At 48.5% G+C, this 14664-nt stretch carries 10 protein-coding genes; 1 reads left to right on the top strand and 9 read right to left on the bottom strand.

The genetic code is table 11. From position 1 onward, the window contains the following. Nucleotides 1-21 precede the first annotated feature (21 nt). Nucleotides 22-2538: an EAL domain-containing protein gene (locus W04_RS05105; RefSeq protein WP_053910053.1), complete on the top strand. Its 2517-nt coding sequence runs from the start codon at nt 22-24 to the stop codon at nt 2536-2538. On the opposite strand, the gene W04_RS05100 is transcribed toward W04_RS05105, so the two are convergent. The 9 genes from W04_RS05100 to rpoD all read right to left on the bottom strand — a co-directional run bounded on the left by W04_RS05100 (nt 2511) and on the right by rpoD (nt 14625). Then, the gene (locus W04_RS05100; protein ID WP_022946777.1) at nt 2511-3332 is read right to left on the bottom strand and encodes a DUF2797 domain-containing protein; all 822 of its coding nucleotides are present in this window, start codon (nt 3330-3332) and stop codon (nt 2511-2513) included. The genes W04_RS05105 and W04_RS05100 overlap by 28 nt on opposite strands. Nucleotides 3333-3374: 42 nt before the next feature. Next, nucleotides 3375-5897: an EAL domain-containing protein gene (locus W04_RS05095; RefSeq protein WP_053910052.1), complete on the bottom strand. Its 2523-nt coding sequence runs from the start codon at nt 5895-5897 to the stop codon at nt 3375-3377. Between the two features lie 370 nt (nt 5898-6267). Next, a complete protein-coding gene (purD, locus tag W04_RS05090) occupies nt 6268-7554 on the bottom strand; it encodes a phosphoribosylamine--glycine ligase (RefSeq protein WP_053910051.1) in 1287 nt (428 codons plus the stop codon). 12 nt (nt 7555-7566) lie between these two features. Further along, nucleotides 7567-8388: a class I SAM-dependent methyltransferase gene (locus W04_RS05085; RefSeq protein ID WP_045980566.1), complete on the bottom strand. Its 822-nt coding sequence runs from the start codon at nt 8386-8388 to the stop codon at nt 7567-7569. A 110-nt stretch (nt 8389-8498) separates the two neighbouring features. Continuing rightward, nucleotides 8499-10085, bottom strand: coding sequence for a bifunctional phosphoribosylaminoimidazolecarboxamide formyltransferase/IMP cyclohydrolase (gene purH / locus W04_RS05080; RefSeq protein WP_053910050.1), 1587 nt, complete (start codon nt 10083-10085; stop codon nt 8499-8501). A gap of 211 nt (nt 10086-10296) precedes the next feature. After that, on the bottom strand, nt 10297-10587 hold the full coding sequence (gene fis / locus W04_RS05075; RefSeq protein WP_010374122.1) for a DNA-binding transcriptional regulator Fis: 291 nt from the start codon (nt 10585-10587) through the stop codon (nt 10297-10299). A 26-nt stretch (nt 10588-10613) separates the two neighbouring features. Next, nucleotides 10614-11579: a tRNA dihydrouridine synthase DusB gene (gene dusB, locus W04_RS05070; protein ID WP_045980568.1), complete on the bottom strand. Its 966-nt coding sequence runs from the start codon at nt 11577-11579 to the stop codon at nt 10614-10616. 263 nt (nt 11580-11842) lie between these two features. Next, nucleotides 11843-12721 (bottom strand): 50S ribosomal protein L11 methyltransferase, encoded by an 879-nt coding sequence (gene prmA, locus W04_RS05065; protein WP_022945342.1) that lies wholly within the window; start codon nt 12719-12721, stop codon nt 11843-11845. 62 nt (nt 12722-12783) lie between these two features. Next, the gene (rpoD, locus tag W04_RS05060) at nt 12784-14625 is read right to left on the bottom strand and encodes an RNA polymerase sigma factor RpoD (RefSeq protein WP_022945343.1); all 1842 of its coding nucleotides are present in this window, start codon (nt 14623-14625) and stop codon (nt 12784-12786) included. Nucleotides 14626-14664 lie beyond the last annotated feature (39 nt).

Raw genomic sequence — 14664 nt, 5'->3', positions numbered from 1 at the left:
TTACAACCTCTAGGAATGGCTATGCAACTGAGCACTCGTGACTACAAAGTAAAAGACGCCAAGCTATCGGCGTTGCACTTTTGTATGCCTCACCAGCCAGCCATTGCTGTTATCAAGCTCATGCGCACCCACAATGTCAGTGCGATTGCCATTCGTGATAAAAATAAGGTGATCGGAATTTGGACTGAGTCGGATTGTGTTCGTGCGCAAGCCCACAATGGTGATGTTTTACGCCAACCCATTCGTACCTTAATGTCGACTCCAGTGCATACGATTAGTGATGATAGTGCGCTTAATGACGCCGCCAATAAATGTGCAACCTTGGCGATTCGTCACTTAATTGTGGTTGCTGACGACGATACCCCCTTAGGGCTGTTGTCATTGGCTGATATTGTCGGCAATCAGGGGTTGGATCATTACCTTAATCTAAAATTGATTGGCGATCATTTTGATCACCGTGTGCCCAAAGTGCAAGGCAGCGACAATGCTCGTGTCGTAGCCCAACACATGGCGAAATCGAATACCCATGCGGTGCTGGTGGAGCAGCAACAGCACGTGGGTATTATTACTGCTACGGATGTGCTGGAAATGATGCTCGCGGCACAAGAGCAATGCTGTTGGCCCTTTGCCAGTAAAGAACTGGTCACTGTGAGTTGTGAAGATACCTTATTGCATGCTTATCGGTTATTGCACCAACATGGTATTCGTCATTTGCTTGTCACAGCGAGCAAAGAGTCGCAGCGAGTAAAGGGGGTGCTCACCCTCAAGCATATCAATACCGAAATTGAGTCTGCTTATTTAAGTGAATTGGAAGCGGTATTGGCTGAGCGCGATTGTGCGTTGCAGGCCTCGCAAAAAGATTTGTATTTAGCGAATAAGATTATTGCCGCTTCTCTAGATGGCATCATGATCACCGATGCTCAGGGAACGATTTTACAAGTTAACCCTGCTTTTACTCGACTAACTGGTTACAGTGCTGAAGAAGTACTAGGCAAGACCCCGCGAATATTGAGCTCTGGCACTCATGACCGCAGTTTTTACCAGGCGATGTGGCAGAGTTTATCGCAGCAGGGGGTATGGCAAGGCGAGATTTGTAATCGCCGTAAAGACGGTGACACCTATGTCGAATGGCTCACCATCATTGAGATTAAAGATAAGCAAGACAGCGATTTAGTCTATGCGGGGATCTTTACCGATATAACTGAGCGCAAAGCATCGGAGCGTAAAATCACAAAGCTTGCTTATTTTGATGACCTGACTGGGCTGCCGAATCGACGCTTGTTTAAAGACCGGCTCAGTGTCGCTCTTGCGCATGGTCAGCGGCAACATCAGCGCTTAGCCATTATGTTTATCGACTTAGACCACTTTAAAGGCGTCAATGACAGCCTTGGTCATAGTGTTGGCGATGAGCTGCTAAAGCAAGTGGCGAAGCGATTACAACGCTGTGTGCGCAGTGGCGATACCCTAGCACGTTTGGGGGGCGATGAGTTTACCTTACTGCTTAACGAGGTAGCGGATATCGATGAGGTGATCGCCTGTGCAGAGAAAGTGTTGGCTCAGTTTAAGCCCTCCTTTTCGTTGGCAGGCCAAGCCATCACCATTACTACATCAATAGGTATTGCTATTTACCCTGATGATGGTGAGAGCATGGAAACCTTGCTAAAGCATGCTGATGTCGCGATGTATCGCTCTAAAGACTTAGGTAGAAACTCTTATCAGCTGTTTAAAGCGACCATGAATGCCCGCTCTTTGGAGCGCCTAACCATGAGCAGTCGAATTAAACAGGCGCTGGTCAATGATGAGTTTGAATTGTTTTTACAGCCTATTGTCGATTGCCAAACAACGCAGTTGTGTGGTGCTGAGGCTTTACTGCGATGGCAAGACCCGCAACTGGGCATGGTGGCACCGGGGCAGTTCATTCCTTTGGCCGAGGAGCTGGGATTGATCATTGATATTGATAAATGGGTGATCACTCGAAGCTGCGCGCTGCTTGCCCAGTGGCAACAGCACACACACTTTAGTGGCACTTTATCAATTAACTTGTCAGCGGCGCATTTATGTCACCATGATTTAGTCGATACCGTAACTGCGGCTATCAATGAGCATGGAGTGAGTGCCGAGCAACTGGAAATTGAAATTACCGAAAGCAGCTTCATTAGCTCATTTAGCCAAGCACGGGAAGTATTGCTAGCGCTCAAATTACTAGGAGTAAAAGTGGCTTTGGATGACTTTGGCACCGGCTATTCGGCGCTTAGTTATTTGACCAAGTTACCGATTGATAAGCTGAAGGTTGATTCTAGCTTTATTGCTAAAGTGCCGGATGAATACGGCAATAGCGAAATTGTCAGTGCCATTATTGCCATGGCCTCTAGTCTGAACTTGTTGGTGGTTGCCGAGGGGGTGGAGAAGCCTTGCCAACACCTGTTTTTACAAGGCTTAGCCTGTGATTACGTGCAAGGCTTTTTACTTGGCGAACCTTGCAGTATCACAGACTTTAATAACCGCTATGTTTATCCGTGCGCTACTTCTACTTCGTAAGCACCAAATTTGCGAATATTAATTACACCCGTATCTAAAATTAAGTACTGGCCTTTAATTCCTTGTAGTACACCACTGACCTGAGGGTTCTTATCAAAATTAAAGGAACTGACTTTGCTCGGATAATCTTGTACTGGGTAGTTAATTTCTACCACCTCTTCATCGAGCAGTTCCACAGCGGTGGCTCCAAAGAGCTCAGCCAGCTCATCTAATTTGTGCTGTATTTGTGGCACTAACTCATCGCGCGCCGCTTTTAAGTCAACATCGACGCTCGTGCCTTTAAGCATATTGCGCCAATTAGTTTTATCGGCAATAAAATCAGCGAGAGCAACCTCGACTAAGCCAGACTGTAGGCGGGTTTGCACCTTAAAAATAGGCAGCGCAGCGGTCGCGCCTTGATCTATCCAGCGAGTGGGGATTTGTGTATGGCGAGTAATACCCACTTTAAGCCCTGAGGTGTTAGCCAAGTAGACATAGTGCGGGATCATACAGTTTTCCTCACCCCACTGTGGCTCGCGGCAGGTGCCTTGGTCATAATGGCAGGTTTCCGGCTTCATAATACACATGTCACAGCTAGCGAGCTTGCGCATACATACGAAGCAGTGACCTTGTGAGTAACTCTTCTTGGTTTTTTTGCCGCAGTTTTTACAAAAGATATTGCCGGTGTGAGTTAAGGTAATGGGTTGACCCATTAGCTCATTCAATGACAGCAGTTCGTCACCGACAGGTAGCTGGTAATGTACGCCGTCGCTATCACTTAGCGCGGCTTTCATTTTATTTAGTGTGCCTAGCATTTAACGCCCCAATGTTAAAAGTCAGCGCGTATGGTAGCAAACCTAGGCTAGACTGTCGTTGCTGCATTGCTTGTGCTGCTGCAACCATGCGTTGTAATCGGCAATATTCATGGGTTTAGCATACAAATAGCCTTGCGCCGTATCCGCACCATAATGGCGTAGCAAGTGAGCGATTTCTTGCGTTTCAACGCCCTCAGCAGTGACCTTTAAACCAAGGTTATGGGCCATCATAATAGTCGTGTTTACAATCGCTTGATGGTGTTGAGAATGCGCCAATGACATAACAAAGTATTTATCAATTTTAAGCTCCGCGAAGGCGTATTTAACGAGATACTCGAGCGATGAGTAGCCAGTACCATAGTCGTCTAACACGACGTGGACCCCCAACTCAGCAAGCCTAGCAATGAGGGCTTTTAGCGCTTCTGGATCATCAACAAGGGCTGACTCTGTCAGTTCCAGTTTCAGCTGTGTCGGGGCTACCCCATGCTCATTAAGGATATCAGCAAGCTTGTGGGTAAAATCTGCAATATGTATGTCTCGGGCACTGAGGTTGACAGATATACGCTGCCCTTGCCACAGCAATCCTTGCGCAGCGATATCTCTGCAAGCGCAATTAAGAATCCACAGGGTCAGCTGATTGATCAACCCCGTTTGCTCTGCCAAATGAATAATATCTTCAACGGTAAAATCACGGCTTTGTTGTTGGGGCCAGCGCAGCAGCGCTTCAGCGCCGCATACTTGCAGAGTTTGCAGATTAAGCTGCGGCTGGTAATAAAGGCACAATTCATTGTTGTGCATGGCTTGCTGCAGTGCAGTGGCGCGTTGTAACTGGCTGACATCGCTGTTGTCATTCACTGAGAATATACGATGCCGGCCAGCAGGGGCTTTTTGTACGCACTGGCAAGCTTGCTCTATTAGCTGTTTAAAAGGCTGTGAGCTTTGCTCAGCAGCGACGGTAGCAAGAATGTAACTAGGCTTAAGGCGTAAATCAGCCACACTCAACTCGGCCTGTAACTGGCTAAGCAAGTGCGGCAGTCGCTGACGCTCGAGTGTTGTCGCAGGCTCTGCGCTGAGCACTGCTAAGCAGCCGTTGTTAAGCTCAGCCACGGTTTCTTTGCTGCTTGAGTGAATGCGATAACAGCGAAGCACCTTAGCGTGTTCACTGAGCGTTGCTGCAATACTTTTGAGCAGTTGCGAGCTACTTTCGATGCCAATGGTCTTCTGTAGGTTTTGAAAGTTCGCCATATGCACGATGCACAGTGTGAAACTGCGACGTTGATTTTGTAGTTGCGCAATCCGGCGCATCAACGTGGTGTAGGTTAGTAAGCCACTGTGGCTATTATGAATGGCGTAATACAGTGATTTCTTACGTTGATAGCGTACTCTATCGGCCAGTGCCAGGGCCATCAGGGTAATTTCAATTAAGCTGCCAAATAAAAAAGCGTGACGGGTTAGATAGCTGTACTCAATAACACCAGTCAATTCCAACGGCTGGATGGCGGCGGCACATAACAACGGAAACCACGAAAGTACGTAATACTTAGCCCACCGAAAACCACTGATAAGCTTTTTGAAAATCAGCCAGAAGCAAATGATATACAGCCCCGGCATGGTCATAAAAAATATCGGTGCGCTATAAAACTCCGGTAAAAACAGGCTGAGCGCGCACAGCAACAGCAAAAGCTGCAAATAACGTATCGCCACGCGATACGGCTTGCCTCGGTCTTTGTGATAACGCAAAAACATAACGCAAAATCCCAGCGTGGTAATGGCGATGGCGTAGTTAAATAAAATGACTTGGTGGTGAAACCATTGCTGCCATGACGTGGGCCATAAATAAAAGCCATAGCCGAGCACGATGCCGAGCAAGGTCATCACCGCAAGAATATAGCCCACATAGAGCAAATACACGCGATCGCGAATGCTGAAGTATAAAATCAAGTTATACAGCGCGGTCATTAATAACACCCCAACATATACACTCCACAACGAGAAAGTACTGCGACTAAGCTCAAAAAAGGTCTGTTCGGAGTAAAGGTTGACCGGGGTTTTGCTTATGCCTGTGGTGTGTATGCCAATAACCAGGGTACGTTGTTGTTGCGCCTGCAGAGTAAATGCATAGTGGGGCAGGGCATATTCAAGCTGGCTTAAATCGCGGCGGTGGTCGCCCAATTGCACGCTATGTTGCACTTGGCCTGCTTCATCAAGGTGATACACGAGCAAATTATCGATCATGGGGTTATCAAAGCGGGCAACAAGCGATCTTGGCTCTGCTTGATTGTTGGTGATAGTTAAACGTAGCCAATATTGCTGTGTACCAAATTGCCAAGGAACCTGTTGCCATGACCCTGCAGTGAAGTCATCAAAATGCTTTTCATGAAGCGCTGAAAATGTGACCGCTTGCGGGAGCACTATATAACTTGGCTCAACTGTTAACCCTGGTTCATCGCCCAGACTGTGGGGGGAAGACTGAGTAATATTGGCGGCTAACACACCGGCGATAAGCACTAGGGTGGCGAGCAAACAAGCAGCAAGTACGTTAAATAAATCCAGCCGTGGCAACAAAATGCAATACTTTCTTCTAGTTTAGATGGTCAAAGTGTAGCAAAGCACAGAAAAATGGAGGGATTAACGCCCAGTTACTTTACGGTACCGGGAATTTAGGTAAGTGCACAGGTAGAGGTTTTTACACTGGGCCGCGATAACGCTTGATACTAGTTACAGTGAAGTAAGTGAATAGGGGAGCGTCTAGTGAGGTGACAGTCAAACTGGCGAAGAATGAGCGCAAGCCGAGCATTTTGCGTCCATTTTTTAGGCCTTCGTAAAAAAGCGAGGCATTTAGCCTCGCTTGATATGTACGGTTATTAGCTCTTAACCCTGTTTTGAACGAAGGTTCTCGGAACGAATGTTCTCGGAACGAAGGTTCTCGTGGGGGTTAAGTACGCTCGCGACGAATGGCGTGGTGAGCGATATCGGTGCGGTATTCAACACCCTCCCAGTTAATCTCTTTCACCAACTCATACGCACGTTGTTGCGCCGCAGTTACGGTATCGCCTAGCGCTGTCGCACACAGCACCCGGCCCCCGGCAGTGACGATGTCTTCACCTTGCTGCTTGGTGCCTGCATGGAAGACTTTTTCGCCCTGTGGGTAATTTACCTTTAGACCGGAGATAGCATCACCTTTAGGGTAAGAACCTGGATACCCTTTAGCTGCCAGCACCACGCCAACGGCGGCGCGCGGGTCGAAGTTAATTTCTGTGCGATCCAGTTCTTGACGATTCGCAGCTTCAATTAACGACACTAGGTCTGATTGCAGACGCAACATAATCGGTTGTGTTTCTGGGTCGCCAAAGCGGCAGTTGTATTCAATGACCTTAGGCGTGCCATCGGCGGCAATCATCAGCCCTGCATACAAAAAGCCAGTATAAGGATGACCCTCTGCTGCCATACCTGCTACGGTTGGGTTGATCACTTCATCCATAATGCGGTTGTGAATTTCTTCACTGACCACAGGGGCTGGAGAGTAGGCTCCCATGCCACCGGTGTTCGGGCCTTTATCACCGTCATAGGCACGCTTATGGTCTTGGCTGGTAGCAAAAGGTAGTACATTTTTACCGTCAACCATAACGATAAATGAGGCTTCCTCGCCTTCTAAGAACTCCTCGATAACCACGCGGCTACCCGCCTCACCAAAGGCATTGCCTGCGAGCATATCGCGCACAGCAGCCTCGGCTTCGGCTTCGGTCATCGCCACAATAACGCCTTTACCTGCGGCCAAGCCATCGGCTTTGACCACGATGGGAGCGCCTTGCTCTTTAATGTAAGCAAGTGCAGGCTCGATTTGCTCAAAGGTCTTGTAGAACGCCGTTGGGATATCGTGGCGTGCTAAAAAGTCTTTAGTGAATGACTTAGAGCCTTCCAGTTGGGCGGCGCCTTGTGTCGGTCCGAAAATAGCCAAGCCTTGTTCGCGAAAGGCATCGACCACACCAATCACTAGCGGTGCCTCAGGGCCGACAATGGTCAGTTCAACCTGGTTTTCTTTGACGAAAGCGATAAGCGCATCGATGTCTTCGACACCAATGGCGACGTTTTCTAGTTTTGGCTCTAGAGCGGTGCCAGCATTACCTGGCGCGACAAATACTTTTTCTACTTTGCTTGATTGAGCGGCCTTAAACGCAAGTGCGTGTTCGCGGCCGCCACTGCCAATGACAAGTACATTCATGGCGTAAAAATCCTATTGCGGTTTGATGAATTTCAGCGTCATCCGATCGCTTTCACCAATCGCCTCATATTTAGCGCGGTCTTCATCGCCTAGCGCTAAACGCGGTGGCAATGTCCACACGCCACGAGGGTGGTCGGCAAAATCATTCGGGTTTGCATTGATTTCACTTTTCGCAGCGAGTTCAAATCCGGCCTGTTTAGCCAGCTCAATCACCCAACTTTCTTTAACATAGCCTGAGCGTTTCGCTTTACCTGCATCGCGGCTTTCGGGTAAGCGGTGATCAACTACACCAAGTACGCCACCGGGCTTTAAGGCTGCATAAAAGGCTTTAAAGGCATCTTTAACGCCTTGTTCGTCTTTTTGCATATACCAGTTGTGCAGGTTTCTGAATGTCAGCACCATGTCGGCGCTTCCTTCAGGAGCGATGCTATGATGTGTGCCAGGCGCAAACTCACTGAGTTTAACGTCGCTGTAGGCACTGTCGCTGGCAAGTTTATCTTGGAAACGGGTCAGTGAGCGTTGGTAATACTCAACATCGCTATCAGCAGGGAAGTGGGCGGCGTAAAAGGTGCCTTCACCTTTCATCGCAGGGGCGATAATATCGCTGTACCAGCCGCCACCAGGCCAGATCTCAACTACGGTCATCGACGGTTCGAAGCCAAAAAACGCCAAGGTTTCCACCGGGTGGCGATATTGGTCGCGACTTTTTGCTTGCTCGCTACGCAAATCGTTTTGCGCGGCATCGGTGAGTGCTTCGGTGCCACTGGTTGCAGCACACGCACTTAAAGAGACAGCTAAAGCAGCGCTGAGCGCGGTTTTCAAGCCTAGTTTCATAATCTAATCCTTGCTGTTGTTTTTGGTATTTAGTGCCAACATAACAGATTGATTTGAATAGTCTACGAAAACACGCCAGTACAAATTATGCACTGGCGTGATTAGCGGTTTTAGTGGCGGAAGTGGCGCATGCCGGTGAATACCATGGCCATGCCTGCTTCGTCTGCAGCGGCGATAACTTCTTCATCGCGCATTGAGCCACCGGGCTGAATCACGGCAGTGATACCAGCCGCTGCGGCGGCGTCGATGCCATCACGGAACGGGAAGAAGGCATCCGAGGCCATGACCGAGCCCTCAACCACGAGGTTTTCGTCAGCAGCCTTAATACCGGCGATTTTCGCTGAATAAACGCGGCTCATTTGTCCGGCACCCACACCAATGGTCATACCGTCTTTGGCGTATACGATGGCGTTCGATTTAACAAACTTAGCCACCTTCCAGCAGAACATTAAATCGTTTAGCTCTTGCTCGGTAGGTTGGCGCTTAGACACGACTTTCAGCTCTTCTTTGGCTACCATGCCTTGATCGCGGTCTTGCACTAAAACACCGCCATTAACGCGCTTAATATCCACAGCGGTGGTTTTATCTTGCCACTGGCCACACTCTAGTAGGCGTACATTTTGTTTTGCCGAAACGATTTGCGCTGCTTCTTCGCTGATGCTAGGCGCAATAATCACTTCCACAAACTGGCGCGCAACGATGGCTTCTGCGGTATCACCATCAAGTTCACGGTTAAAGGCAATAATGCCGCCGAAAGCGGAAGTTGGGTCGGTTTTAAAGGCGCGGTCATAGGCGCTAAGGATGTTTTCACCGACCGATACGCCACATGGGTTGGCGTGTTTGACGATCACACAGGCTGGCGCATCGAATTCTTTTACGCACTCAAGGGCTGCGTCGGTATCAGCAATGTTGTTGTATGATAGCGCCTTGCCTTGTAGCTGCTTAGCGGTGGCCACAGAGGCTTCGCTGAGGTCATTTTCAACGTAAAACGCCGCATCTTGGTGCGAGTTTTCACCATAGCGCATGTCCTGCTTTTTGGTGAATTGCATGTTGAAAGTGCGTGGAAATTTAGTCTCAGCCGCCGCTTCCTCGGTGTAATCTGGCACCATCTTACCGAAGTAGTTAGCGATCATGCCATCGTACTGAGCAGTGTGCTCAAAAGCCGCAATAGCTAAATCAAAACGTGTGGCGTGGGTGGTTGAGCCTTGGTTGGCTTTCATTTCGTCAATTACGCGTGTGTAATCACCCACATTTACTACGATGGTCACGTCTTTGTGATTTTTCGCTGCCGCGCGCACCATTGTTGGGCCGCCGATATCGATATTCTCAATGGCGTCTTCAAGGCTGCAATCCGCTTTGGCAACGGTTTGTGCAAAAGGATATAGGTTCACTACAACCATATCGATGGCATCGATGTTGTTGTCGCTCATCACCCCTTCATCTTGGCCGCGACGCGCTAATATGCCGCCGTGGATTTTCGGGTGTAGGGTTTTTACGCGACCGTCCATAATTTCTGGATGACCGGTGTGGTCAGATACTTCAGTGACCTTAATGCCGTTGTCAGCAAGCAGTTTGCAGGTGCCACCGGTAGAAAGAATGTCAACGCCTTGAGCGGCTAGTTCGCGAGCGAATTCAACGATACCCGTTTTGTCAGACACACTGATAAGTGCGCGACGAATTGGACGATGTGTATCCATGGTTGTTTTGATTACCTCAATGAGTGAAAGCTTGCCTAGGCTTACGCCTTGGGGTTAGGCAAGGGGACTTGCTTAGAATCCCTTATTTTAAACAATGATGGTGCTTTTGTATAACACCAGACCAGGTGTAGCGCTGGTCATTTTCGCGTATGGACGAAAATAAAAAAGCACCCGAAGGTGCTTTTAGGTGCAGCTTAGCGCTGCGTATTCATTAGTTCATGCCGTACTTTTTCAGCTTCTTGCGTAAAGTACCACGGTTGATACCTAGCAAGATGGCCGCACGCGTTTGGTTGCCACGTGTGTAAGTCATTACTTCTTCTAGAAGCGGTGCTTCTAGTTCAGAAAGAACAAGCTCGTATACATCTTGTACGTCCTGACCGTTAAGCTGCTTTAAGTAGTGGTGAACAGCTTTTTTAACAGCGTCGCGAAGAGGCTGTGGTTTCTCTTGTGACTGAACGTGAGCGTTAGTAATAAAAGGAGAAGTCACATTTTGTTCAAACATCGTTGTATTGTCTCTTTCTTTCTGGATTAGCAATAAGTTTCAAAGTACTCATTAAGCGCTTCCACCTGCTGTTGAGGTGTTTCTAGCGCATTGAATACTCGCCTAAACTGACCGTTTTCGTCATGAGCGTGCAAATACCATCCAACATGCTTGCGAGCAATCCGCGCCCCCATGGGCTCACCGTAAAATTGATGCAGATTAGTTAAATGCTCCATCAATATGCTGCGTACTTCGCCTAATTCAGGCGGCGCTAGCAGCGTTCCGGTTTTTAAATAATGATCGATTTCCCGGAAAATCCAGGGGCGACCTTGGGCGGCTCGGCCAACCATGATGGCATCTGCGCCCGTATACTCTAAAACCTGTTGTGCCTTATGTGGCGATGTAATATCACCATTAGCCACCACAGGAATTGACACTGAGCGTTTCACGGCTCTAATCGTGTCGTATTCAGCATTGCCTTTATACATGCACGCACGAGTGCGTCCATGGACGGCAAGTGACTGAATACCATTGTGCTCAGCGATAGCTGCAATCTCGACGCCGTTGCGATTATCCACATCCCAGCCAGTACGGATTTTCAATGTGACGGGCACATCCACCGCATTAACCACCGCTTTAACGATGGCTTCGACCAACTCTGGATATTGCAGCAACGCAGAGCCTGCAAGCTTTTTATTCACTTTTTTTGCCGGGCAGCCCATATTGATATCTATGATCTGCGCGCCATTGGAAACGTTAAATTGTGCGGCTTGCGCCATAAGTTCAGGGTCGGCACCGGCAATTTGCACGGAACGAATACCTGACTCACCGCTGTGATCCATACGGCCCATGGATTTAGCTGTACGCCAAACCTTTGGGTTGGAAGACAACATCTCGGAGACCGCGAGGCCTGCACCTAAGCGACGACAGAGTTGTCGAAAAGGGCGGTCGGTTATCCCAGCCATGGGGGCGACCATTAAGTTGTTTTCTAACTGGTACGGACCAATTTGCACAGCGACTCAATTCACCTCGTTTCAAGGGGCGCTAAGTTTACGGTTTTTTGCGCCAAAATCAAAGGCTATAAATTGAACAAAAGTGCTTTTTTTTTAAACTTTTCGTATTGACATTTGGTAACGAGCTGAGGGAGTGATTTTTTTGTTTGTTTTATGAACACAGGCCCGTGAAAGCTTACTCTGCGGGGTGTTGATGATGCGTAAAAAGTGTAAAAAAGTCGCGCAGGGACAATTGTCCGCTGCGCAAATAGTGTCAGCTGTGGTTACTTTTTAACCCCACTGATGCGCACCCAATCCCCTTCCTGTTCGATAGGGGCGAGGCTTACTTGCTGGTCATAATGACTGGCTACCGATTGCGCTTGCTCAGCCAGCACTCCAGATAGAGCAATGTCACCGCCGGACTTTAGCAAGCTGAGAATCACTTCATTAAGTTCACGCAAGGGCTGGGCAAGAATATTAGCAACCACCACATCAGCTTCAAGATGAGGTTGGTTTTGTGGCAAATACACCTCTAGCTGTTCAGCAACACCATTACGTGCGGCGTTGTCTTGACTGGCATCGAGGGCTTGCTGGTCGATATCTATACCGATAACGCGGGCAGCACCTAACTTGATGGCCGCAATCCCCAAAATACCGGAACCACAGCCAAAATCGACCACGGTTTTGCCGCTTAAATCGAGGCCTTCTAACCACTTTAAGCACAGCGCGGTAGTAGCATGGGTGCCGGTGCCAAAGGCCAGACCCGGGTCGAGCATAACATTAACCGCACTGGGGTCTGGCACATCGAGCCAGCTTGGGCAAATCCACAAACGCTCGCCAAAGCGGATAGGGTGGAAGTTTTTCATCCACTCTCGTTCCCAATCTTTGTCTTCAAGTTGCTCAATTTTATAATGAAATTGCTCTTTCAGCTCAGGCTGTACTTTTAGGTAGTCAACCACGGCTTGCATATCGTGGTTGGCCTCAAACAGGCCAATCACGGTGGTTTCTGCCCAGTATTTTACTTCCCCGGGCTGGGGTTCAAAAATAGGCGTGTCTTTAGTGTCCATGAAGGTCACCGATGGACAACCGATGTCCATAAGGTGATCACTAATGGCATCAGCCGTTGACTCGGTGGCACGAATGCGGATTTGGATCCAAGCCATTGTAAATCCTCGTTAAAAAAGGCCGCTAAAAAGCGGCCTTGATGTAGTGTGTAAGACGCGGCTTATTTGCTGGCGTCTAAGAAACTCTTCAGCAGGTCAGAGCGCGATGGATGGCGTAACTTACGCAGTGCCTTCGCTTCGATTTGACGGATACGCTCTCGAGTAACGTCAAACTGCTTACCCACTTCCTCTAGGGTGTGGTCGGTATTCATGTCGATACCAAAACGCATACGTAGTACTTTTGCTTCGCGGGCTGTCAGGCCTGCCAGTACTTCGTGAGTCGCGCCTTTAAGGCTTTCCATGGTCGCTGAATCGATTGGCGAGTCAATGGTGGTATCCTCAATGAAATCACCTAAGTGCGAATCTTCATCGTCACCGATAGGCGTCTCCATTGAAATCGGCTCTTTAGCGATTTTTAATACCTTACGAATCTTATCTTCAGGCATTAGCATGCGCTCAGCCAGTTCTTCAGGGTTTGGCTCGCGGCCCATTTCCTGAAGCATCTGACGCGAGATACGATTGAGCTTATTAATGGTCTCAATCATATGTACCGGAATACGAATAGTACGCGCTTGGTCTGCAATCGAGCGAGTGATTGCCTGACGGATCCACCAAGTTGCATAAGTTGAGAACTTATAACCACGGCGATATTCAAATTTATCTACTGCTTTCATCAAGCCGATATTACCTTCTTGGATCAGATCCAAGAACTGCAGGCCTCGGTTGGTGTATTTCTTGGCAATTGAAATAACCAGACGTAAGTTTGCCTCAACCATCTCTTTTTTCGCACGGCGGGCTTTCGCCTCACCAATACTCATACGACGGTTGATGTCTTTGATACGCTCAATGGATAAACCGGTGCTTTGCTCAATCTGTTTTAGCTTATTGATGCAACGTTCAATTTCCGGTTTTAGCTCGCTTAATTTCGCTGAGTAGCTCTCGCCTTTAGCGATTTCGGCATCTAGCCAAGAGGCATCTGTTTCGTTATTAGCAAAATGCTTAACGAACGTTTTCTTTGGCATTTTAGCAACTTGTACCGCTTGCTTCATGATGATGCGTTCTTGCACACGCACTTTATCCATCATTGCACGCATGTTGTTAACCATGCGATCAAATTGCTTCGGTACTAGTTTGAAGGTACGAAATAGCTCGCCGATCTCGATAATCGCGGCTTTAGCATCGGGATGCGAACGGCCTTTTTGCTCGAAAATCTCGCGTGCGCCAGTGTACAAGGCACGAAGCTTTTCAAAGTGCTCGCGCGCTTCTTCCGGATCTGGGCCGTTATCGGTTTCTTCTTCATCATCGTCATCGCTGTCAGCATCATCGTCTTCGTCATCGAGCTCTTCTTCGCTCAATTCAGAACCAATGTGTGTGGCAGAGATTTGTGTTTCGTCCTCGTTGGGATCGAAAAAGCCAGTGATGATGTCGCTCAAGCGAATTTCTTCGGCTTCGAACATGTCCCACTGTTCAAGTAGGTGCGAGATAGCCTCTGGATATTCAGCAACAGAAATCTGTACTTGGTTGATGCCTTCCTCAATACGCTTGGCGATATCAATTTCGCCCTCACGAGTAAGTAGCTCAACCGTCCCCATTTCACGCATATACATGCGCACAGGGTCCGTAGTACGACCGATCTCTTTTTCTACCGTTGCCAGGGCTGCAGCCGCAGCCTCTGCTGCGTCCTCATCCGTGGTCGTTTCAGCCATCATTAATTCATCGGCATCAGGCGCAGACTCGCTGACCTTAATACCCATGTCATTAATCATGCTGATAATGTCTTCGACCTGATCCGAGTCAATGATGTCTTGTGGAAGGTGATCGTTCACTTCCGCGAATGTAAGATAACCTTGCTCTTTACCTTTCTGAATCAGAAGTTTTAGTTGTGACTGAGGAGTTGGATCCATAGAGATTTGCTCTTCCACCCTGATAAGTTGATACAACAG

Source organism: Pseudoalteromonas sp. SW0106-04, assembly GCF_001293805.1.
GTDB classification, from domain to species: Bacteria; Pseudomonadota; Gammaproteobacteria; order Enterobacterales; family Alteromonadaceae; genus Pseudoalteromonas; species Pseudoalteromonas ruthenica.
This window is presented reverse-complemented; position numbering and strand designations above follow the sequence as displayed.